Here is a 21,262-nt window from a genome sequence, read left to right on the forward strand (position 1 = left end):
AGAAATTTAAACCTCTATAGAGCGATTTCCGCTGGGTGAGTTATGCCGGTTGAAAAATTCAACGATGGCGTGGAGCACGACTGAGCGCATTGCGTCCTTTTCAAAAAGGATCTCATGGTACGCACCTTTAATTACCAGCGGTCGCTCCCCTTCTACAGGATGACCCGCTGCGGCGCGGAGTTCACAAAAACGGTCGTGCATACGGTTATCCACCACGCGTTCCTCTTCAGCCTGCAAGAGAAGCGTTGGCGTGGCGTCATCACCCGCACCGGCTAACACCTGTTCGCCGGCCAGAATACTTTCGCGTACCCAATGGTAGGTCGGCCCACCGACGCGAATCGTTGGGTCATCAGCATAGAAACGTAAATTACGTCGATATCGTTGCCTGCTGTGGGTCAGTACATTGATGGTAAACGGCAGCGCGCGCCAGCGCCCGGTGCCAATCGCATAGCCATCACGAAAACGTGGATGCGCTTCTGCCCAGTTAAGGATCTGCCGCGCCATAAATGATGGCATACGAATCACAATCCCAAACATTGGCGCAGTTAGCGCAATGGCATCGCACACACCAGGGTGACGTTGCAGAAACAGCGTGGAGATTGCACCGCCCATCGAGTGCGCCAGTATATAGCGTTTACGCCACGGACCAGGCTGAACTTCTTGTTGCCAGAACGCCGCCAGATCATCAACATAATCATTAAAGCGATTAACATGACCAAGATGCGGATCGGCTAACAGCCGACCGGAACGCCCCTGACCGCGATGGTCGATGATTAACACATCAAACCCCAGATGGAACAGGTCGTAGGCCAGCTCCGCATACTTTACATAGCTCTCAATACGCCCCGGACAAATGACGACCACCCGATCATGTTGTTGAGCGCGAAAGCGGACAAAACGCACCGGAATGTCATCCACGCCGATAAACTCTGCTTCGTCCCGCTGACGCCAGAAGTCAGTCAGTGGCCCCATCGTAAAAGCAGCAAACGCTTTTTCTCTTGTTTCCCAGTCTTTTTGCTGCTGAAACATCGGGTAATCTGCCTCTTAAACCACGTAAAATCGTTTTTTTAAGCGTGCCTGACACAACGCTGCGACAGTAGCGTATTGTGGCACAAAAATAGACTATCCGGGAGATTCCCATGACCTTTGAATGGTGGTTCGCCTACTTACTGACATCGATCATTTTAAGCCTCTCGCCAGGCTCTGGCGCAATCAACACCATGACCACTTCGCTCAACCACGGTTATCGCGGCGCGGTGGCGTCTATTGCAGGGCTTCAGACCGGACTGGCGATTCATATTGTGCTGGTTGGCGTGGGTTTGGGGACACTATTTTCCCGCTCGGTTATTGCTTTTGAAGTGTTGAAGTGGGCAGGCGCGGCTTACCTGATTTGGCTGGGAATACAGCAGTGGCGCGCCGCTGGTGCAATTGATCTTAAATCGCTGACGCCTACCCAATCGCGCCGCCACCTGTTCCAGCGGTCAGTGTTTGTGAATCTTACTAATCCCAAAAGTATTGTGTTTCTGGCGGCGCTATTTCCGCAATTCATCATGCCGCAGCAACCGCAACTGATGCAGTATATTGTGCTCGGCGTCACCACTATTGTGGTCGATATTATTGTGATGATCGGTTACGCCACCCTCGCCCAACGAATCGCTCTCTGGATTAAAGGGCCGAAGCAGATGAAGGCGCTGAATAAGATATTCGGCTCGCTATTTATGCTGGTGGGGGCGCTGTTGGCATCGGCAAGACATGCCTGAAAATAATGTCGGATGCGGCGTAAACGCCTTATCCGACCAACTCTGATGATGCGTCTGGCATCAACGCGAAATAATCAAATGAATGCCAAATCCGGCAAATAACGCCCCGGCAAAACCGTCGATCCACTTCGCCAGACGTTGATAACCCCGGCGCATTTGCGGTAGCGCAAACAGGCTGGCAACAACGGTAAACCACGCCAGCGTTTCGACAATAATCAGCGCGAAAATGCCCCAGCGCGCGGTAGTACCGACGTTATCACCGACAAACAATGAGAACACCGAGCCAAAGTAGATAATCGCTTTCGGATTGGCGAGATTGGTCAGTAAGCCTTTCAGGAAACTGCGCCCGCTTTTCGCCAGCTCGACTTGTGGTGCCGGCGCAGAAACAGCCTCTTTTTTCAGCGCACCGCGCAGCATCTGGTAACCCATCCAGCAAAGATACAGGCCACCGCCAACCATAATTAGCGTATGCAGCCAGGCCATTTTTTCGATAATCAGATGCAGGCCAAGCAGCGCGATTCCTGCCCAGACCATTACGCCGCAGGTAATGCCCAGCACGCCCATCATCGCTTCTTTACGGGAACGACTAACGGCGGTCTGAGAGACAAAAAAGAAATCGGGGCCGGGGCTCATAAGCGCCACAATGTGCACCATGGCAACGGTGAGAAATAACATCAACATACATTTGACTCGCGGGGAAAACGTTTACGGAATGTTCATCTTGGCACTTTTTTATGCCGTTGACTACTCTTCGTCATCGCCGTCGACATGAGCGCGAATCAGCGTCATAAACGGTTTACCAAAGCGTTCCAGCTTGCGCATCCCGACACCGTTTACACTCAACATTTCGCTGGCGGTAATCGGCATTTGCTCTGCCATCTCAATCAGTGTCGCATCGTTAAACACCACATACGGCGGAACATTGCTTTCATCGGCAATCGATTTACGTAGTTTGCGTAATTTGGCGAACAGTTTGCGATCATAATTGCCGCCGAAGGATTTCTGCATCGCTTTCGGTTTGAGTGCCACAATACGCGGCACGGCGAGTTGCAAAGAGGATTCGCCACGCAGCACCGGACGCGCGGCCTCTGTCAGTTGTAGCGCAGAATGCTGGGCGATATTTTGCGTCACCAGACCGAGGTGAATCAGTTGGCGGATCACGCTCACCCAGTGTTCATGACTTTTATCACGCCCCATGCCGTAAACTTTCAGTTTGTCATGGCCATAGTCGCGGATACGCTGATTATTAGCGCCGCGAATCACTTCCACCACATAGCCCATACCAAACCGCTGATTCACACGACCAATGGTAGAAAGCGCAATCTGCGCATCGGTTGAACCATCGTATTGTTTCGGCGGATCGAGGCAGATATCGCAGTTCCCACACGGTTCCTGACGCCCTTCGCCAAAGTAGTTCAGCAGTACCAGACGACGACAGGTTTGCGCTTCGGCAAACGCGCCCATCGCATTCAGTTTATGGCGCTCGATATCCTGTAGTTGCCCCTGCGGCTTTTCTTCCAGACAGCGGCGCAACCACGCCATATCTGCTGGATCGTAAAACAGCATCGCTTCTGCGGGCAGGCCGTCACGCCCGGCGCGACCTGTTTCCTGATAATAGGATTCAATATTGCGCGGAATATCAAAGTGCACCACGAAGCGGACGTTAGGTTTGTTGATGCCCATACCGAAGGCCACGGTAGCCACCACGATTTGCAGGTCATCACGCTGGAATTTTTCCTGCACGTCGGCACGGACATCATTTTCCAGCCCTGCGTGATACGCCGCTGCGCTAATACCCCGACTTTGCAGGCGCGCAGCGGTGTCTTCTACTTTCGCACGGCTATTGCAGTAAATAATCCCCGACTTACCGCGTTGTTCCTGAACGTAACGCATCAGTTGATCGAGTGGTTTAAATTTCTCCATCAACATGTAGCGAATATTCGGGCGGTCAAAACTACTGATTTGGATCAGCGGATCATTAAGCCCCAGCAGGCGCACGATATCTTGCCGCGTGGTGTCATCGGCAGTAGCGGTTAGCGCCATAAACGGCAGCGTCGGGAAACGCTGGCGCAACTGGCCGAGCGCGGCATATTCCGGGCGGAAATCGTGACCCCATTGGGAAATACAATGCGCTTCATCAACGGCTAATAAGACAGGATTCCAGTGCGCCAGATGCTCAAGGAAGTTATCCAGCATCAGGCGTTCCGGCGCGATATATAGCAGGCGAATTTGCCCGGTACGGCAGCCTGTCATCACTTCAAGCTGCTGCTCGCGGTTCTGCGTCGAGTTAAGGCACGCCGCCGCCACACCGTTGGCTTGCAGTTGATCCACCTGATCTTTCATCAACGAAATTAGCGGTGAAACAACGACAGTAAGACCGTTCAATAACAACGCAGGGATTTGATAGCACAGGGATTTTCCGCCGCCAGTTGGCATGACGACGAGGCAATCGCGACCGGAAAGTACGGTGTCGATAATTTCTTCCTGACCGGGGCGAAACTGTTGGTAGCCAAAGGTTTCTTGTAAAACCTGTTTAGCTCCGAACTCCAGATTCAACACTTCCGCCTGCGCCACATTCACCCCAATTGCCTGAAATAAAAACAGGCGCTATTTTCAGCGCCTGCGCAAGAAACTGCAATGCTTTTAGTTTCTGAGAGGGTAATACTGGATGCTGGATTCCAGATTTGCCAACCACTCAACCGTTCATCAAAACAAGTCGTTTAGCATAACCCCCACACCGACGCGGGTCTGGTTAAAGTTATAGTCGATGAGCGATTCGCCGTAACCGCTGTAGACTTGGGTATAAAGTCGCACATGTTTGGTGATCGGGTAACTTAAGCCTAACTCCGCACCACCGTAACCGGTGTTCCAGTTGTACTGTCCTTTCGCGCTCAATACGGCATCACCCAGGTGGTAGCCGATTTTAAGCTGGTAGTACCCCATATATTTGGTGATATCCGGGTTATCGTCTGTATTACCCACTACATACCACGGTTTGACTTCCACCAGCCAGTTGCCGTTTTCTGCCATCAGGCGGGTATAGATACGGTTCCAGCTACGGGACGTCGGGTCAGATCGCCCGTTTGAATCGTGGTTGTAGCCCATTTCCACATCGCGCAGTGTCCAGCCAGCAAAGCGGTAATCGGTAGCAAAACCGAGGAATAATTGCGGTTCGTAATTAGTTTCACGAAACGGCGATGACTCTTCGCTATTAGAAAGCTGCCACCAGGATTTCTGGGTGTAAGACGCACCCAGTACAGAGTTTGCTCCCAAAATCCCACGCCAAAGCGGAAACGCCAGACTTAACTGGAACTTTACTTCATCCTTACGCGCGTTTTCTGCCCAGTCGTAACTGGCAATCGCTTCTTTATTCAGATCGCTGGTCTGGGTATAGATGATGTAGTTGGTGTCATAAGGATAAAGGGTGAAAGGATTATCATGTTCCTGCAACATATTGGCGATAATACTACCGCGCACAACAGGCGCATCATGCACCTCTTTCACCGTTGCCTCTTGTGCATGTACCGCCAGCGGCAGCATATATACAGGCAACAACCAGCCCAGAAGAGTCCGCATCGGTCATGTTCTCCGTGACGAATTATTGATTAGATGAATATTTCTGCAGGCTATTCTACATACTTAACTCAATTGCCGTTAGTTATCCCTTCCTAAAGTAGAAACCAACAACAAAGAAGCATAAAATCAACATTTCATTAACTATTGAAGTGTAAGGATGATATGTCTGCCGTACTGACCGCTGAACAAGCCCTGAAATTAGTGGGTGAAATGTTTGTCTATCACATGCCGTTTAACCGGGCATTGGGGATGGAACTGGAGCGTTACGAAAAAGAATTTGCGCAGCTGGCCTTTAATAATCAGCCAATGATGGTCGGTAACTGGGCGCAAAGTATTTTGCACGGCGGGGTGATTGCGTCGGCGCTGGATGTCGCCGCTGGCCTGGTATGTGTAGGCAGCACTTTAACGCGTCACGAAACCATTAATGAAGATGAACTGCGCCAGCGGCTATCGCGGATGGGAACCATAGATCTTCGCGTCGATTATCTGCGTCCAGGCAGGGGTGAGCGTTTTACAGCCACCAGTAGCCTGTTACGTGCGGGTAATAAAGTCGCCGTCGCCCGTGTCGAACTGCACAATGAAGAACAGATTTATATTGCCAGTGCTACCGCCACCTATATGGTAGGTTGAAAATCTAAAAGCAGGTAAACTGCTTAAACTGATGACAAACGCAAATTGCCTGATGCGCTACGCTTATCTGGTCTACCAGAGAAATGCAATGTATTGAATTTGCATTCTTTTGTAGGTTGGGTAAGGCATGAACAAAGCGCACTTTGTCAGCCATCTGAGCAGGTAAACTGCAATTAACAACAAAAAATGAGTTTTCCAATGGATACAAAACAAACGCGGCAGGGCGTATTACTCGCTCTTGCCGCTTATTTTATTTGGGGTATTGCACCTGCGTACTTCAAACTGATTTATTACGTACCTGCTGATGAGATCCTGACGCATCGTGTAATCTGGTCGTTTTTCTTTATGGTGGTGTTGATGAGCATCAGCCGCCAGTGGTCCTATTTAAAAACCCTGATTCAGACGCCGAAGAAAATATTTATGCTGGCAGTCTCTGCTGTGCTAATTGGTGGCAACTGGTTACTGTTTATCTGGGCAGTGAACAATCACCATATGCTGGAGGCCAGCCTTGGATACTTTATTAATCCACTGGTGAATATATTGCTGGGGATGATTTTCCTCGGCGAGCGATTCCGCCGGATGCAATGGCTGGCAGTGATTCTGGCGATTTGTGGTGTGCTGGTCCAGCTCTGGACTTTTGGTTCGCTGCCAATCATCGCGCTGGGACTGGCATTTAGTTTTGCCTTCTACGGCCTGGTACGCAAGAAGATTGCGGTAGAAGCACAAACCGGCATGTTAATTGAAACCATGTGGTTGCTGCCCGTGGCGGCGATTTACCTGTTTGCTATTGCTGATAGTTCTACCAGCCATATGGGGCAAAACCCGATGTCGCTAAATTTACTGCTGATCGCCGCTGGTGTTGTCACCACTGTACCGCTGTTGTGTTTCACCGCCGCTGCCACGCGCTTGCGTCTCTCAACGTTAGGCTTTTTCCAGTATATTGGCCCGACGCTGATGTTCCTGCTGGCAGTGACGTTTTATGGTGAAAAACCGGGTGCCGATAAGATGGTGACTTTCACCTTTATTTGGGTGGCGCTGGCAATTTTTGTGATGGATGCGATTTATACGCAGCGTCGAAAAAGTTAAGCATTAAAGTGGGTAGGCCATTTAAAAAGCCTACCCGCTGACTTATCTATCTTTTTTTGAAAAAAATTAAGATAAGAAAAAGAACAATGTTTGTTACAGGAAATATACCCAAAACTCCCCAGTACTTACTCCATCCTAGAGACATTGTATATCTACCAAGGATTTGACAAAACCCAAAACTTAACCCTACGCCTATACTTCTTAAATTTAATGTCGTAGTTAGGCTTAAAATAAATAGAACGAAGATGGCAATAACCCACCACAATAACCACGCCTTAACAAAATCAGATTTTTTGCTGTAAGGTTCTTTACCCAAGAACAACTGCCAAAAGTTACCATTTTCCATATGGAATCCATTCACCAAAAATATTATTAACAGAAAAAAATAGCATTTAATGATATTTAATTAAATCTATATCATGCTCTGAATGAAACTCACGCATCCTAAACCAGTACTGTAGCGTTATCAACATAAGAACTGATGAACATTATATAAAGTTACTTTTCAAAAAAATGAATATATACTAAAACAATTACCTATATAAACGAAAATATAACAATGATTAAATCATTTATTGAAACTATATTATACCCATCACGGGATGAACGTTTATCACGCCTGAAATTTATTATTTATACCTTAATATCCTGGATAACATTAATAACGCTGAATGATATCAACCTGATGTTGAGTTTTGTGTTGGTCATCGCCAACACATATATAAACATTAATATTGGGGCTAAAAGAATAAGAGATACTGGGTGTAAGGCAATCTATTTCGTATTGATTTCATTGAGTTTGACACTGTTTTCTATTGTTCATGCTGTAATAGAAGGGGTGAGTTGTGATTCATTAAGCGTCCAACTCAACGTGGCATGGATATTATTCACAACAATTATGTTATCTGCGATTCCCTCGGCTAAAATGTCGCTGTCAGCACACTAACTTACTCACAGCGACATCGTATAGTTACAACCAGTTCTTCCGCTTAAAGTACAGATATGGTGCCAGGCCCGCGAGGATCATAAAGATAATCGCGCCTGGGTAGCCGAAGCTCCACTTCAGTTCCGGCATAAACTCAAAGTTCATCCCGTAGCTGGAAGCAACCAGCGTTGGCGGCAGGAACACGACGGATACCACCGAGAAGATTTTGATGATGCGGTTCTGCTCGATGTTGATAAAGCCCATCGCCGCCTGCATCAGGAAGTTTACCTTCTGGAACAGGGATTCGTTATGCGGCAGCAGGGATTCGATATCTCGCAGAATTTCACGCGCCTGCTCCAGTTGCCCGCCAGGTAAACGCGCCTTGCGCACCAGGAAGTTGAGCGCGCGCTGGGTATCCATCAGACACAGACGAACTTTCCAGCCGATATCTTCCAGTTCCGCCAGCGTGGAGAGCGCCTCGTCGTACTCATCGCCCTGATGCCCCTCCATAATTACCCGGCTCAACTGCTCCAGATCGCTGTAGATGTTTTCAATTTCATCCGCCAGCTGTTCGATTTTGGTTTCGAACAGATCCAGCAGCAGCTCGTAGGCGTTACCGTCAACCATTGACTGGCTACGGGCGCGCATACGATACAGACGGAATGCAGGCAGCTCACGCTCACGCAGGGTAAACAGGCGACCATCGCGGATAGTAAATGCCACAGTGGAGTTACCGGCGTGATCTTCCGCATCTTCAAAGAAGAAGAAGGAGTGAATATGCAGGCCGTCGTCGTCTTCAAAGAAACGCGCCGATGCTTCGATGTCTTCCAGTTCCGGGCGAGTTGCCAGGCTCTGACCAAGTTCAGATTGTACGCGCAGTCGCTCGTCGTCATCCGGTTCGACAAGATCAATCCATACTGCATCTACAAGGGGTTGTGACTCTTCGACTTCCAGCCGGGTCAGTCGGTTATTTTCCAGTTGAAATGCGCTCAGCATGACCGGGACTCCCAATGCTTAAAATATCGGACAGTTCGGTGGGCACACAGAAACAAATTGGGTTTCAGACCATTAAACAGCCTGACTCAGCGCGACGGGAAAAATTGAGGTCGCTGACAACCGCTAAGGCTATCAGCAAAAAGGGATAGCCTTAGGAGTTGATCCTGGATGACAGGATAATGAGCCAGTATCTACTGGGTGTGTCCAAGGCGAATGTCCTCTTAGAGTGATCGTGCGCGCATGTTACGCCAGCAAAATTTTGCCGTCAACACGCAACGGAACACCACAGAACAATAGTTGAACTTCGCGCTTTTTGGTACTCGTCAAGGTCGTTAACAGGATAAAAAAATCACACATCCAGGACCTATAATGGCGCATCGGCTACTCATTGGTAAAGGAATGATCACCTTGAATCTCAAACGGATTTTACCCGCCCTCGTCTTACTCCCCTTATTTGCTGTTGCCGCTGATGACTGCGTACTCTCTGATCCGACGCTGACCGTGCAGGCGTATACCGTTAATCCTCAAACCGAACGGGTGAAAATGTACTGGCAAAAAGCCAATGGCGAAGCGTGGGGAACGTTACATTCGCTGCTGGCTGATGTTAATAGTCAGGATCAGGTTCAGATGGTGATGAACGGCGGCATCTATGATGAAAGCTATGCGCCGCTTGGTTTGTACATCGAAAACGGTCAGCAGAAGGTGGCGCTAAATCTCGCCTCAGGGGAAGGGAACTTCTTTATCCGTCCTGGCGGCGTGTTTTATGTCGCGGGAGATAAATTCGGCATCGTTCTTCTGGATGAATTTAAAGCAAGTAAAGAAATTCAGTTTGCGGTGCAGTCAGGACCAATGTTGTTAGAAAACGGGGTCATAAATACACGTATTCACCCGAATGTTGCCTCGCGCAAAATTCGTAATGGAGTAGGGATTAATAAACAAGGGAACGCCGTGTTTTTACTTAGCCAGCAGGCGACAAATTTTTATGATTTTGCCTGCTATGCCAAAGCGAAACTGGACGTAGAGCAGCTGCTTTATCTTGATGGCACGATTTCACATATGTATATGAAAGGCGGGGCAATCCCGTGGCAACGCTATCCTTTTGTCACCATGATTTCCGTCGAGCGGAAAGGTTAGAATGATAGTTTTGTGTCAGATACTTAATATGGTGCTGATGCCGGATGCGGCGTAAACGCCTTATCCGGCCTACCGGGTGCAATTCTCGTAGGCCGGATAAGGTGCGCAGCACCGCATCCGGCAACGTAATCGTAAATTACACCGTCTCCAGCCGGGCGTAAGCCGCTACCAGCCATTTAATACCCTGGCCCTGGAATGCCACCTGCAAACGACTATGTTCGCCGCTACCTTCCATATTAACGATAGTTCCTTCACCGAACTTGGCGTGACGCACGCGCTGACCGAGCTTGTAGCCGCTGTCGTTCTCAACCATCGGCGTACCCATACGCTGATGGCTAACCGGACGACTTACCGTGGCGCGCAGGCGTACCTCTTCCACACACTCTTCCGGCAGCTCGCCGATAAAGCGCGACGGGCGATGGTAAACTTCTTTGCCGTACAGGCGGCGGGTTTCCGCGTAGGTCAGCGTCAGTTTCTGCATCGCACGGGTTACGCCAACGTAGGCCAGACGGCGTTCTTCTTCCAGACGCCCGCCTTCATCCAGCGACATCTGGCTTGGGAACATGCCCTCTTCCATACCGACAATAAACACCTGCGGGAACTCCAGGCCTTTTGCCGAGTGTAGCGTCATCAGCTGTACCGCATCCTGCCAGGTATCCGCCTGCCCTTCACCTGCTTCGAGCGCCGCATGGGAGAGGAACGCCTGTAGCGGCATTAAATCTTCGTCTTCTTCGTTGTAGCTGAACTGGCGCGTTGCCGTCACCAGTTCCTCTAAGTTTTCGATACGCGTCTGGCCTTTTTCGCCTTTCTCCTGCTCGTACATGGTGCGCAGGCCGGAGTCTTTAATTACCCGGTCAGTCTGTACATGCAGCGGCATATCGGCAGTTTCTTGCGCTAAGGCGTCAATCAGTTCCATAAACCGCTGCAAGGCGCTGGCAGCACGTCCGGCGAGGGCTTTTTCCTGCAACAGTTCACGACACGCCTGCCAGAGAGTTAACTGGCGATCGCGCGATGTCTGACGTACCACGTCCAGCGTCCGGTCACCAATACCCCGTGTTGGCGTATTGACCACGCGTTCAAACGCCGCGTCATCGTTGCGGTTGGCGATCAGGCGCAGATACGAGAGCGCATCTTTGATTTCCTGACGTTCGAAGAAGCGCATACCGCCATAAATACGATACGGCATACTGGCCTGCAATAAGGCTTCTTCAAGTACACGCGACTGGGCGTTGCTACGGTAGAGAATGGCGCACTCAGCGAGCGCACCGCCGTTGTCCTGCCAGGTTTTGATGCGGTTAACGACAAAACGCGCTTCGTCGAGTTCGTTAAAGGCGCAATAGAGGGAAATCGGCTCACCGTCCGCGCCATCAGTCCACAGTTTTTTACCCAGACGCCCGTTGTTGTTTTCAATCAGGGCGTTGGCGGCGCTCAGAATGTTGCTGGTTGAGCGGTAGTTCTGCTCCAGACGAATAGTTTCGGCACCGGGGAAATCATTGAGGAAACGCTGAATATTCTCTACCTGCGCCCCACGCCAGCCGTAGATTGACTGGTCGTCATCACCAACAATCATCACTTTGCCGGTATCGCCCGCCAGCAGACGGATCCACGCGTACTGAATGTTGTTGGTATCCTGGAATTCGTCCACCAGAATGTTGGTGAAACGTTCGCGATAGTGCTGAAGGATATGTGGCTTGTTAAGCCACAACTCATGCGCGCGTAGCAGCAGTTCGGCGAAGTCCACCAGGCCTGCGCGGTCACACGCTTCCTGATACGCCTGATAAACCTTCTGCCAGGTCTGCTCCACCGGATTACCGTAGCTTTGAATATGGTGCGGACGCAGCCCTTCGTCCTTCTGGCTGTTGATGTACCACATTGCCTGGCGCGGCGGCCACTGCTTCTCGTCGAGGTTCATCGCCTTGATCAGACGCTTAAGCAAGCGTAGCTGGTCTTCACTGTCGAGGATCTGGAAATCCTGCGGCAGATTGGCGTCCATATGGTGCGCACGCAGCAAACGGTGCGCCAGTCCGTGGAAGGTGCCGACCCACATGCCGCCCTGGCTGGTGCCCATCAGCTGCCCAATACGATGACGCATCTCTGCCGCCGCTTTGTTGGTAAACGTTACCGCCATAATCGAGTATGGCGAGCAGTTTTCCACGCTCATCAGCCAGGCGATACGATGCACCAGTACGCGCGTCTTACCACTGCCCGCGCCCGCCAGCACCAGAAGATTGCTGCGTGGCGCGGCCACCGCTTCGCGCTGTTTGTCATTAAGGCTTTCGAGCAGGTAAGAAACGTCCATTGGCACCGCCGCGTAAAAATAGGTTGGGCGGAGAAGCGCAACGCCCTCCGCCAAAAAGCTGGGTATATATACAGATTTGCTGATTATATCAGCGAGGTCAGAGATGCCAACCGGGAAATTTCCAGATGTGGGAGTAAACGGCTGTCCCAGGTTTGCATCAGGCAGCCATTTTCCGGTCTGATCCAACAGGCCTGCATTCCGCTGCGGATCGCCCCACCCACGTCGGTGGTAAGATCGTCACCTACATGTAAGATCTCGCCGATCGGCACATTGAGTTTTTCTGCCGCCAGAAAGTACATATCGCTGAACGGTTTCGAGCGCCCGTGCGGGCCAGCGCGCAGCACAAACTCAAAGTAGTCGCCCAGACCAAACAGTTCCGGCTGCGCGTTACCGTTGGTGATCGCTACCAGCGGCCATTTCTTTGCCAGCTGTTTTAAGGTGTCGTGGGTTTGCTGCGGAACATCGATTCGGCTGCGCCATTTGGCAAAGTTGATCATCGCCGCGTGTGCGCCTGCGCTGGCTTCTTCCGCGCTCAGCCCGGCGTCAAGCATCGCTTGTTCAATCGAGCGAAAACGCCAGCGCGTCACGTCGTGATAAATCTCGGGTTCTGCTTCCCGTACCGCCTGGCGCAGACGTTGCAGATCTTCATTCTGGAAGCTGCGCAGCGCCGGATGATAATTTTGCACAAAAGTCAGCGCCTCCCGCTCGGTGCGCAAAATCACCGGACGGTTGTCGTAAAGGGTATCATCCAGGTCAAAGGTGAGCGCCGAGATGCGCCCCAAAGGCCGGTAAAAACGCATTATTTCCCCCGTTTGGCGCGTGGATGCGCCGCATCATACACCGAGGCAAGGTGTTGAAAATCAAGATGAGTATAGATTTGTGTGGTTGAGAGATTGGCATGACCCAACAGCTCTTGCACACCACGCAGATCACCACTCGACTCCAGCATATGCGTGGCGAATGAGTGACGTAATTTATGCGGGTGAACGTGATTATTCAGCCCCTGTTTTATGCCCCATTCGGCAAAGCGTTTCTGCACATTACGCGCGGAGATACGCTTGCCCAGTTTCGACAGGAAAAGCGCGTCGTCTTCGCTACCAAACAGGTCACGCAAATCAAGCCAGTGCTCAATCCACGCCACGGCGTTGCGACCAATCGGCAGGCGGCGCTCTTTGCTGCCTTTTCCCATCACCCACACTTCGCCGGACTCCAGGTCGAGATGTTTGATATCCAGCCCCACCAGTTCGGAAAGACGCAGCCCCGCGCCGTACATCACTTCCAGCATCGCCCGGTCGCGCACGGCGAGGGGATCGTTGATATCGATATCCAGCAGCCGATTCATATCATCGACGTCGATATTTTTCGGCAGATGACGCGGCGCTTTCGGTACCGAAACACCTTTTGCCGGGTTAGCTTTGAGTTCGTTCTGGCTGACCAGCCAGTCAAAAAAGCTACGTAGCGCAGAAAGCCGTAACGCGAGGCTTGCCGCTCCCAACCCTTTACGACGACTGCGTACAGCAAAATTACGCACCATCGTCACATCACATTGTTGCCAGCTTTGCAGGCCGTTTTCGCTGGCAAAATTGATGATCGCCTCAAGTTGGCGCTGGTAGTTAACCAGGGTAATCGGGCTAAGCTGACGCTCTACGCCGAGATAACGTAGGTAGCGTTCCACATCGGTATGTAAATCGGTCATACGCGTTCAATCCAACGCTCCAGAAGCTCCGGCATCATCAGCGCAATTTCATGGAGTAACTGCGTTCCCTGCCCTTGTTGATAATGGTTGGCATCGCGACTGGTGAACAGCACCACACCAAGATCAGCATCACTTCCCAGCATCGACATCGCCACCGACCCCACCGCTTTCGCTTCCGGCAGCACCACCAGCAGTTCCGGCCCGTTAAGCGGCCCCAGATAATGCTGTTCCTGCCCCAGACGCTGAATACGCAGCGGTTCGAAAGCCTGACGGCTTAATGCCAGATGGGTATGGTTCGACGGCGCACCTAAACGCCAGCGATCCGGAAACAGGCGCACACTCGCGCCAGCCAGGCCGAGATCGCGAGCCCAGCGGTGAAAGCGCATTAGCATATCGTCGAGGCTGCTGGCGGCAGTAAGAGTGCGCTGCAAATAGAGTAAGCGATAAAACAGGCCTTCGTTAGCGATAGCCTGTTCCATCAACAGCGCCATGTTCTCTTCCAGAACATGAATATGGTTACGCGCGCGAGCCATATGCCATTCGACGAGTGAAACGGTGCCACGTACCGGATGCGGCACACGAATTGACTCTACTGCGTGCGCATTGCGGATAAAAAACTCAGGATTTTTAATCAGATAATCGACAACCGCCCGGTCATCAAGCTCCGTGAGTGTTTCCTGTAGTTCTTCCCCTGGTTGCTTCATAGATGAATAAATCCGTCGTAAACATGTACTGCCGGACCCGTCATATATAACGGATGACCCGGACCTTTCCAGGCAATATCAAGGCGACCGCCAGGGAGTTCCACACGAACTTCTTCGGCCAGCAAACCTTGCTGAATCCCTACCGCTACCGCCGCACACGCGCCGCTGCCGCAGGCCTGGGTTTCTCCTGCACCACGTTCATAGACACGTAAACGAATATGCTCGCGCTTAACCACTTGCATAAAACCGATGTTGGCACGTTCCGGGAAACGTTCGTGGCTTTCCAGAACAGGCCCCAGTGTTTCTACCGCCGCAGTATCGACATCATCGACCTGAATCACGCAGTGCGGATTTCCCATCGACACCACGCCGCACAAGATTGTCTGCTCGGCGGCGCGCATGATATAGGTCTTTTCCGCTTTGTTGGCGCGAAATGGCACGGCGGAAGGTTCGAAATTTGGTTCCCCCATATTTACCCGTACCAGATCGTCATCAGTGACGGTCAGTACCATCCGACCATTGGCAGTGCTGACGCGAATATCGCGCTTATTGGTCAGCCCTTTCAGGCGTACAAAGCGGGCAAAGCAGCGTGCACCGTTGCCACACTGCGCCACTTCACTACCGTCAGCATTGAAAATGCGATAGTGGAAATCCAGTTCTGGATCGTACGGCGGCTCGACCACCAGTAGCTGATCAAAACCCACACCCAGGTGCCGATCCGCCAGGCGACGAATCAGATCCGGTGAAAAAAAGACATTCTGCGTTACCGCGTCGACGACCATAAAATCGTTGCCAAGGCCATGCATTTTCGAGAACTGCATCATTTACTCCAATCACGCGGGTACAGAAACTGACTTTTAGTAATTCACCTGAGATGGGCCATCGCCAGTGGCGCGGTCGTTTTTATCCGGCAACGTGGATTGTGTTTGCGTATCTACCGGTTTAGTCGGCGGTGGCGCATTTTTATCTGCGGGCGGGAAATAGAGCGGACCTTTCAAACCGCAGCCCGTCAGGCTGAAAAGAGTAAGTAATACAGTGAGTGCTTTAAACACGTTTTTCATTATGGATTGCCTGTAAAGTTCATCGCTTTCTGCTTTCTATCATCGCAGGAGAAGACGTAAAAGCAAGCGTTTAGCGACTCTTTATGAAGTCTGAAAAGTGAGGAATTGCTGCGAGTATAACGCTTACAAGAGAGGATTTATGTTTTGCTGGTAGTTTCGTGATCGGCACCTCGCGCCAGGATGGCTTTATGCACTATCGCAATGTTTATACCTGGACCGATACAGAGGTAAGGGTTACACCCTCCCCCTGCCCGGCGAAAACACACGTCAGAGAGGAAGATGCGCGTGAAATTCAAAACAGAGACATTATTATTCCGATGACGGAGGAATCATGCCGGAACGCAGCAGCAGACGGGCAAACTTTGATGCCCTGACGCCAGGCCGCTATACTGCCGCCATCACGTAAAAACAGGATACAACAATGAACGACAGTGAATTTCATCGCCTAGCTGACCAACTGTGGCTAACCATTGAAGAACACCTGGACGACTGGGATGGCGACAGCGATATCGACTGCGAAATCAACGGCGGCGTACTGACCATTACCTTTGAAAACGGCAGCAAAATCATTATCAACCGCCAGGAACCGCTGCACCAGGTATGGCTGGCAACCAAACAGGGCGGCTACCACTTTGATCTGAAAGGCGACGAATGGATTTGCGATCGCAGTGGCGAAACCTTCTGGGATTTGCTGGAACAGGCGGCGACGCAGCAGGCGGGAGAGAGGGTGAGCTTCCGTTAAGGTTTCATGCCGGATAAGCCTCGCTTTCCGGCATACTCATCACGAAAAATACTGCTGTAACAGCGGCGTGTCATTATCCTGATTGGCTGGCGGCATGTTGCCGATAGATTTGGTACGGAACGGAATGACCTGTTCGCGACCATCGACCTTCACAATCTGATAGAACTGCGGCAGGTTGAAGTTGATGAAACTGGAGCCGTAAGTGAAACGGTCGTGCGATGACGAGTAGAAACGGCTGACGTCACGCACCAGCTCCTCTTTGCTACCTTCGCAGTGGTGATACACCTCAACTCGATTGCTTTCATCGAGAATGTAGATATTAAAACCGTTCTCATCGTGCGTTTCTTCGAAGAAGAACTGGATGATCCCTTCGCTGGCAAAGCCATCCACTACTGCCGGTAATTTGACGTGATTGGTCTCAACCTGCACTGACAAACCATGCAGTTTGTTATGCGAGATCGCGCCATAAAACTCGATAGCATTTTCCAGTTTCTGCACAGACACATTCAGGCGTTCGAAGAACAAGCCCCAGGTTTGACCAGAAACGCGCAGCGCCTTGAAGCGCCCGGTTTCCTGGCGAGTGCTGGAAAGACGCAGTTCGATACACTCAGAAACCAGTTGTTGCACGCGAGTACGGATTAATCCGCGCAGATGCTGACTGTAGCAGAAGACTTCTACGCTATCAGGCGGCGCGGCGTCCTGATGCATTTTGCCAAGAATCGTTTTCAGGGCTTCAATCATCGACTGCTCGCCGTTGAAATGTAGCGTACGCACTTCATTCCACGAGTTGCGATACAACAGATCAACACTACCCACCAGGCATTTTTGTTCTTCGCCAAAGCTGAAGACATCCAGCTTACGGAAATCGAAATGTACTACCTGATTACGAAACGCTGTCGTCGGGTCATATTCCAGGTTGACGATAATCGCCAGATGGCGGATCTCACAAGGACTGTAGAGCGCCTTCGGCGTCGGCGCAGGTAAGCGCAACGGGAAATGGTGCGACACATCAGCCACCATCTCTTGCAACTTAGGCAGATCGACAATGCCGTTGCCTTTAATAAACAAATGCGTTCGTGATGTCAGCAAGCCATTAAACCACGCCCAGGCCACCAGCTTATTCAGATAGCGGTTATATTCCAGCGGCTGATGGCTGATGATCGACTCGATTGTCGGCGCACGATTATACAGATACCAGCCAGAACGATTAGCGCGGCCCGGCGGTACATAAATAAAGGTCAGGTTTGGCTCGGAAAGATCCGGTGAAATCTGCGGGTTTACCAGCGTCACTTTCCCCGGTAATGCTTCAAACGCAGCGTACAGTTTACGCGTCAGCACGCCGATATCCTGCGGGCTGGCGGAAACGCTAAGATTATTGCGACGGGCAAAGCGGATCAGATTACGGTAGCTCTGCATCATTGCATCAAGCAACTCGTTGTGCGCTTCACGCACCTGATCAATCTTCCAGTTGGCGCGATTATCGAGCATCGCCAGACGGGCTTCGTCCCATCCCCACTCTTTTACCAGTTGGCTTAAGACTTCCCGACGCCAGCCTACGCAAGCGCGCTCGCGGCTGAGTTTTTCGCACACTTTTAAATAGAAGCAGCGGCGCACTAAATCCAGACGGGTGAAATCTTCAATTGCCGTCAAATATTCAGTAACGCGTTCCAGCATCATGCAGTACGGATCGAGACCAAATGACACTATCTCGCCGTCGTGCAAACGCTGTTTGATATCTTTCGCCAGCAGGCGTGGGTCTGGATATTCCCAGGAATAAGCTTCCAGCAACAGTGTTTTCAGCACCGCTTTGTACGGAGAATCGATACTTTTGTAGAGTTGCCAAAGGCTGGCACCAAAGTACTCTTCAGCGGAAAGCGAGCTTAAGCCACCGAGATCCAGCCATTCATTTGGCGTTAATACACCCTGCGCGTAGAGCGTCATTACGTAGTCATCGTAATGCTCCTCTTCGTCGCACGGCACCATATTCCACAGAATACGCTTACCGGCGAGACGCACGGCGGTACGATAAAATTCGTCAAGCAGCAGTATATGCTGGGTAGAGCCACAATCTTCCCCCCCCAGACTGCCACTTTCATTATGGCGGAAACGGTTTTCATCAATCAGGAAGAAGCTGACTTCCACGCCCAGCGAGGCGGCCCAGCTTTCCAGCAGACTGCATTTACGTTGTAGTAACTGGCGCTCTTCGCTATCGAGCCAGGATTGATGGCAGACCCAGATATCCAGATCGGAGGAACAGCTTTGCCCTATAGACGAGGTGCTGCCCATGGTGTATACGCCAGTAATCGGAAGCTCGCCTTTTGGCGGGTCCTGTACTGACATTCCACGATACAGTTCCAGTTCGTTCAGGTAGTGGCGTTGGGTTTCATCAGGCGTGTAAAGGCAAATGCCCCTGGGAACATTACCATCAAGGTAACCCGGCATTAGCGGATGGTGATAGTGCAACAATGTCGGCAGCAGACTGTAGACCTGTTGGAATGCAGGCCCCATAGCAGCAAGCGCGCGATCCACGCGCAATTGATTTATGGCATCCAGTCTCTGTTTCAGAGTCTCAATATAGAGGTACAAGACGTATCGCCTGATTTGCTACCCGTCATGTCTGTGATTCCGCCAACATCAACGGAAACACGCGGCATTCGGGATATTTCGTATGTCAAAGGTAACCGTACCACTTTCCGCGCCTGGTTTTTTTAGTTTCACGACGAAAAAATGGTCTAAAACGTGATCAATTTAACACCTTGCCGGTTGACCGTAAAGAAAGATGCGCTACATACAAGTGTAGCACCGTTTATTCTCTGTAAATTCCTTATTACGACGGCTTGAAGCGCCTGTCAGGAACCACCGCCTGGCTACATTTTACGTTTTACACAGGCATCGACGTTTCACCACAACACTGACATCGCTCCGGCAAGGATGTTAGGATGAACCATGGATGATAATGACGGTAACAAGCATGTTAGACAATGTTTTAAGAATTGCCACACGCCAAAGCCCACTTGCACTCTGGCAGGCACATTATGTCAAAGACAAGTTGATGGCGAGCCATCCAGGGCTGGTGGTTGAACTGGTGCCGATGGTGACGCGCGGCGATGTGATTCTTGATACGCCGCTGGCGAAGGTTGGCGGAAAAGGCTTATTTGTGAAAGAGCTGGAGGTCGCGCTCCTGGAAAACCGTGCCGATATCGCCGTGCATTCAATGAAAGATGTGCCGGTTGAATTTCCGCAAGGTCTGGGGCTGGTCACCATTTGCGAGCGCGAAGATCCTCGCGATGCCTTTGTTTCCAATAACTATGAAAGTCTGGATGCGTTACCCGCAGGCAGCATCGTCGGTACTTCCAGCTTACGCCGCCAGTGCCAACTGGCTGAACGCCGTCCGGATCTCATTATCCGTTCTCTGCGCGGCAATGTCGGTACTCGTCTGAGTAAACTGGATAATGGCGAATACGATGCCATTATTCTTGCTGTGGCTGGCTTAAAACGTTTAGGGCTGGAGTCTCGCATTCGTGCTGCGCTGCCGCCTGAAGTTTCTCTTCCAGCAGTAGGACAAGGTGCAGTAGGCATTGAATGCCGCCTGGATGATTCGCGCACCCGCGAGGTACTCACCGCGCTGAATCACCACGAAACGGCGCTGCGCGTCACCGCCGAACGTGCCATGAATACCCGCCTCGAAGGCGGTTGTCAGGTGCCGATTGGTAGCTATGCCGAACTTATCAATGGCGAAATCTGGCTGCGTGCGCTGGTTGGCGCACCGGACGGTTCGCAGATTATTCGCGGTGAGCGCCGTGGCTCGCCGCAGGCTGCCGAGCAAATGGGCATTTCGCTGGCGGAAGAGCTACTGAATAACGGCGCGCGCGAGATCCTCGCCGAAGTTTACAGCGGAGATGCGCCAGCATGAGTATCCTGGTCACCCGCCCATCTCCCGCAGGAGAAGAGTTAGTGAGCCGTCTGCGCGCACTGGGACAGGTGGCCTGGCATTTTCCGCTGATTGAGTTTTCTCCGGGTCGGCAACTGCCACAACTTGCCGACCAGCTGGCGGCACTGAGCGAAGGAGATCTACTATTTGCCCTTTCGCAACATGCCGTTGCTTTTGCACAGTCGCAACTGCATCAGCAAGGTCTCCAGTGGCCCGCCCTACCCGCTTATTTCGCCATTGGTCGCACTACCGCACTGGCGCTGCATACCGTGAGCGGACACGAAGTTCGTTATCCGCAGGATCGGGAAATCAGCGAAGTCTTGCTACAATTACCTGAATTACAAAATATTGCAGGCAAACGTGCGCTAATTTTACGTGGCAACGGCGGTCGTGAGCTGATCGGGGACACCCTGACGGCACGCGGTGCTGAAGTCATTTTTTGCGAATGTTATCAACGATGCGCCATTCATTACGATGGTGCAGAAGAAGCGATGCGCTGGCAAACTCGCGAAGTGACAACGATCGTTGTTACCAGCGGTGAAATGCTGCAACAGCTCTGGTCGCTGATTCCACGATGGTATCGTGAGCACTGGTTACTACGCTGTCGACTACTGGTCGTCAGCGAGCGTCTGGCGAAACTCGCCCGGGAACTGGGCTGGCAAGATATTAAGGTCGCCGATAACGCAGACAACGATGCGCTTTTACGGGCATTACAATAACTC

The 21,262-nt window shown here is 51.4% G+C and carries 21 protein-coding genes and 1 pseudogene; 8 read left to right on the forward strand and 14 right to left on the reverse strand.

Annotated elements, in window-relative coordinates; genetic code table 11:
- Positions 1-6 precede the first annotated feature (6 nt).
- Positions 7-1,029, reverse strand: coding sequence for a lysophospholipase L2 (gene pldB, locus A7Z06_RS19070; RefSeq protein WP_000487636.1), 1,023 nt, complete (start codon positions 1,027-1,029; stop codon positions 7-9).
- Positions 1,030-1,139: 110 nt separating this feature from the next.
- On the opposite strand from pldB, the gene rhtB reads away from it, so the two are divergent.
- Positions 1,140-1,760, forward strand: a complete 621-nt coding sequence (rhtB, locus tag A7Z06_RS19075; protein ID WP_000142514.1) for a homoserine/homoserine lactone efflux protein — start codon at positions 1,140-1,142, stop codon at positions 1,758-1,760.
- Positions 1,761-1,820: 60 nt separating this feature from the next.
- On the opposite strand, the gene rhtC is transcribed toward rhtB, so the two are convergent.
- The 3 genes from rhtC to pldA form a co-directional block, all read right to left on the reverse strand.
- On the reverse strand, positions 1,821-2,441 hold the full coding sequence (rhtC, locus tag A7Z06_RS19080; RefSeq protein WP_000928824.1) for a threonine export protein RhtC: 621 nt from the start codon (positions 2,439-2,441) through the stop codon (positions 1,821-1,823).
- Positions 2,442-2,504: 63 nt separating this feature from the next.
- Complete coding sequence (gene recQ, locus A7Z06_RS19085) at positions 2,505-4,334, reverse strand: ATP-dependent DNA helicase RecQ (RefSeq protein ID WP_024165090.1); 1,830 nt, start codon at positions 4,332-4,334, stop codon at positions 2,505-2,507.
- Positions 4,335-4,466: 132 nt separating this feature from the next.
- On the reverse strand, positions 4,467-5,336 hold the full coding sequence (gene pldA / locus A7Z06_RS19090; RefSeq protein ID WP_001259600.1) for a phospholipase A: 870 nt from the start codon (positions 5,334-5,336) through the stop codon (positions 4,467-4,469).
- A gap of 162 nt (positions 5,337-5,498) precedes the next feature.
- On the opposite strand from pldA, the gene yigI reads away from it, so the two are divergent.
- Both yigI and rarD read left to right on the forward strand, forming a co-directional pair.
- Positions 5,499-5,966 (forward strand): acyl-CoA thioesterase YigI, encoded by a 468-nt coding sequence (gene yigI, locus A7Z06_RS19095; protein ID WP_010345089.1) that lies wholly within the window; start codon positions 5,499-5,501, stop codon positions 5,964-5,966.
- Between the two features lie 198 nt (positions 5,967-6,164).
- Complete coding sequence (rarD, locus tag A7Z06_RS19100) at positions 6,165-7,052, forward strand: EamA family transporter RarD (RefSeq protein WP_000379999.1); 888 nt, start codon at positions 6,165-6,167, stop codon at positions 7,050-7,052.
- A 46-nt stretch (positions 7,053-7,098) separates the two neighbouring features.
- Here the strand turns inward: rarD and A7Z06_RS19105 are convergent, their stop codons facing one another.
- The 3 genes from A7Z06_RS19105 to ysgD all read right to left on the reverse strand — a co-directional run bounded on the left by A7Z06_RS19105 (position 7,099) and on the right by ysgD (position 9,181).
- Positions 7,099-7,398 (reverse strand): hypothetical protein, encoded by a 300-nt coding sequence (locus A7Z06_RS19105; protein ID WP_000427365.1) that lies wholly within the window; start codon positions 7,396-7,398, stop codon positions 7,099-7,101.
- A 624-nt stretch (positions 7,399-8,022) separates the two neighbouring features.
- Complete coding sequence (gene corA / locus A7Z06_RS19115; RefSeq protein WP_000947145.1) at positions 8,023-8,973, reverse strand: magnesium/cobalt transporter CorA; 951 nt, start codon at positions 8,971-8,973, stop codon at positions 8,023-8,025.
- A 151-nt stretch (positions 8,974-9,124) separates the two neighbouring features.
- Positions 9,125-9,181 carry a YsgD/CorL family protein gene (ysgD, locus tag A7Z06_RS22150; RefSeq protein ID WP_212723238.1) on the reverse strand — a complete coding sequence of 19 codons (57 nt, stop codon included), beginning with the start codon at positions 9,179-9,181 and terminating at the stop codon, positions 9,125-9,127.
- A gap of 161 nt (positions 9,182-9,342) precedes the next feature.
- Here ysgD and A7Z06_RS19120 point away from each other — a divergent pair, with 161 nt between their 5' ends.
- Positions 9,343-10,107, forward strand: a complete 765-nt coding sequence (locus A7Z06_RS19120) for a phosphodiester glycosidase family protein (protein ID WP_000951199.1) — start codon at positions 9,343-9,345, stop codon at positions 10,105-10,107.
- Between the two features lie 136 nt (positions 10,108-10,243).
- Here A7Z06_RS19120 and uvrD read toward each other — a convergent pair whose 3' ends face one another.
- The 6 genes from uvrD to lptM all read right to left on the reverse strand — a co-directional run bounded on the left by uvrD (position 10,244) and on the right by lptM (position 15,867).
- Positions 10,244-12,406, reverse strand: a complete 2,163-nt coding sequence (uvrD, locus tag A7Z06_RS19125) for a DNA helicase II (protein ID WP_000383446.1) — start codon at positions 12,404-12,406, stop codon at positions 10,244-10,246.
- 83 nt (positions 12,407-12,489) lie between these two features.
- Positions 12,490-13,206, reverse strand: a complete 717-nt coding sequence (gene yigB, locus A7Z06_RS19130; RefSeq protein WP_001213580.1) for a 5-amino-6-(5-phospho-D-ribitylamino)uracil phosphatase YigB — start codon at positions 13,204-13,206, stop codon at positions 12,490-12,492.
- Complete coding sequence (xerC, locus tag A7Z06_RS19135) at positions 13,206-14,102, reverse strand: tyrosine recombinase XerC (protein WP_000130673.1); 897 nt, start codon at positions 14,100-14,102, stop codon at positions 13,206-13,208. The genes yigB and xerC overlap by 1 nt, the downstream gene beginning before the upstream one ends.
- Positions 14,099-14,806, reverse strand: coding sequence for a DUF484 domain-containing protein (locus A7Z06_RS19140; protein ID WP_000812782.1), 708 nt, complete (start codon positions 14,804-14,806; stop codon positions 14,099-14,101). The genes xerC and A7Z06_RS19140 overlap by 4 nt, the downstream gene beginning before the upstream one ends.
- Positions 14,803-15,627 (reverse strand): diaminopimelate epimerase, encoded by an 825-nt coding sequence (dapF, locus tag A7Z06_RS19145; protein WP_001160645.1) that lies wholly within the window; start codon positions 15,625-15,627, stop codon positions 14,803-14,805. Before dapF ends, A7Z06_RS19140 begins: the two co-directional genes overlap by 4 nt.
- Positions 15,628-15,663: 36 nt before the next feature.
- Positions 15,664-15,867 (reverse strand): LPS translocon maturation chaperone LptM, encoded by a 204-nt coding sequence (gene lptM, locus A7Z06_RS19150; RefSeq protein WP_000799886.1) that lies wholly within the window; start codon positions 15,865-15,867, stop codon positions 15,664-15,666.
- Between the two features lie 197 nt (positions 15,868-16,064).
- Here lptM and A7Z06_RS21895 point away from each other — a divergent pair.
- Positions 16,065-16,241: pseudogene (locus A7Z06_RS21895) on the forward strand (DKNYY family protein); the annotation flags it as partial.
- A gap of 47 nt (positions 16,242-16,288) precedes the next feature.
- Positions 16,289-16,609 carry an iron donor protein CyaY gene (cyaY, locus tag A7Z06_RS19155; protein WP_000999935.1) on the forward strand — a complete coding sequence of 107 codons (321 nt, stop codon included), beginning with the start codon at positions 16,289-16,291 and terminating at the stop codon, positions 16,607-16,609.
- A 39-nt stretch (positions 16,610-16,648) separates the two neighbouring features.
- Here the strand turns inward: cyaY and cyaA are convergent, their stop codons facing one another.
- A complete protein-coding gene (gene cyaA, locus A7Z06_RS19160; RefSeq protein WP_000281706.1) occupies positions 16,649-19,195 on the reverse strand; it encodes a class I adenylate cyclase in 2,547 nt (848 codons plus the stop codon).
- A 385-nt stretch (positions 19,196-19,580) separates the two neighbouring features.
- Between cyaA and hemC the strand changes: the two genes are divergently transcribed.
- Both hemC and hemD read left to right on the forward strand, forming a co-directional pair.
- Positions 19,581-20,522 (forward strand): hydroxymethylbilane synthase, encoded by a 942-nt coding sequence (hemC, locus tag A7Z06_RS19170; RefSeq protein WP_094185021.1) that lies wholly within the window; start codon positions 19,581-19,583, stop codon positions 20,520-20,522.
- Positions 20,519-21,259 (forward strand): uroporphyrinogen-III synthase, encoded by a 741-nt coding sequence (gene hemD / locus A7Z06_RS19175; RefSeq protein ID WP_000026036.1) that lies wholly within the window; start codon positions 20,519-20,521, stop codon positions 21,257-21,259. Before hemC ends, hemD begins: the two co-directional genes overlap by 4 nt.
- Positions 21,260-21,262: the final 3 nt, after the last annotated feature.

Source organism: Escherichia sp. MOD1-EC6819 (assembly GCF_002965765.1).
GTDB classification, from domain to species: Bacteria; Pseudomonadota; Gammaproteobacteria; order Enterobacterales; family Enterobacteriaceae; genus Escherichia; species Escherichia ruysiae.

Bases quoted from the DNA above. Each gene is read 5' to 3' on its own strand.
- hemC (WP_094185021.1), top strand. From the start codon at position 19,581: ATGTTAGACAATGTTTTAAGAATTGCCACACGCCAAAGCCCACTTGCA.
- lptM (WP_000799886.1), bottom strand. From the start codon at position 15,867: ATGAAAAACGTGTTTAAAGCACTCACTGTATTACTTACTCTTTTCAGC.
- yigI (WP_010345089.1), top strand. From the start codon at position 5,499: ATGTCTGCCGTACTGACCGCTGAACAAGCCCTGAAATTAGTGGGTGAA.
- cyaY (WP_000999935.1), top strand. From the start codon at position 16,289: ATGAACGACAGTGAATTTCATCGCCTAGCTGACCAACTGTGGCTAACC.
- A7Z06_RS19140 (WP_000812782.1), bottom strand. From the start codon at position 14,806: ATGAAGCAACCAGGGGAAGAACTACAGGAAACACTCACGGAGCTTGAT.
- dapF (WP_001160645.1), bottom strand. From the start codon at position 15,627: ATGCAGTTCTCGAAAATGCATGGCCTTGGCAACGATTTTATGGTCGTC.
- rarD (WP_000379999.1), top strand. From the start codon at position 6,165: ATGGATACAAAACAAACGCGGCAGGGCGTATTACTCGCTCTTGCCGCT.
- pldA (WP_001259600.1), bottom strand. From the start codon at position 5,336: ATGCGGACTCTTCTGGGCTGGTTGTTGCCTGTATATATGCTGCCGCTG.
- corA (WP_000947145.1), bottom strand. From the start codon at position 8,973: ATGCTGAGCGCATTTCAACTGGAAAATAACCGACTGACCCGGCTGGAA.
- rhtB (WP_000142514.1), top strand. From the start codon at position 1,140: ATGACCTTTGAATGGTGGTTCGCCTACTTACTGACATCGATCATTTTA.
- xerC (WP_000130673.1), bottom strand. From the start codon at position 14,102: ATGACCGATTTACATACCGATGTGGAACGCTACCTACGTTATCTCGGC.
- A7Z06_RS19105 (WP_000427365.1), bottom strand. From the start codon at position 7,398: ATGGAAAATGGTAACTTTTGGCAGTTGTTCTTGGGTAAAGAACCTTAC.
- pldB (WP_000487636.1), bottom strand. From the start codon at position 1,029: ATGTTTCAGCAGCAAAAAGACTGGGAAACAAGAGAAAAAGCGTTTGCT.
- uvrD (WP_000383446.1), bottom strand. From the start codon at position 12,406: ATGGACGTTTCTTACCTGCTCGAAAGCCTTAATGACAAACAGCGCGAA.
- hemD (WP_000026036.1), top strand. From the start codon at position 20,519: ATGAGTATCCTGGTCACCCGCCCATCTCCCGCAGGAGAAGAGTTAGTG.
- A7Z06_RS19120 (WP_000951199.1), top strand. From the start codon at position 9,343: ATGGCGCATCGGCTACTCATTGGTAAAGGAATGATCACCTTGAATCTC.
- yigB (WP_001213580.1), bottom strand. From the start codon at position 13,206: ATGCGTTTTTACCGGCCTTTGGGGCGCATCTCGGCGCTCACCTTTGAC.
- rhtC (WP_000928824.1), bottom strand. From the start codon at position 2,441: ATGTTGATGTTATTTCTCACCGTTGCCATGGTGCACATTGTGGCGCTT.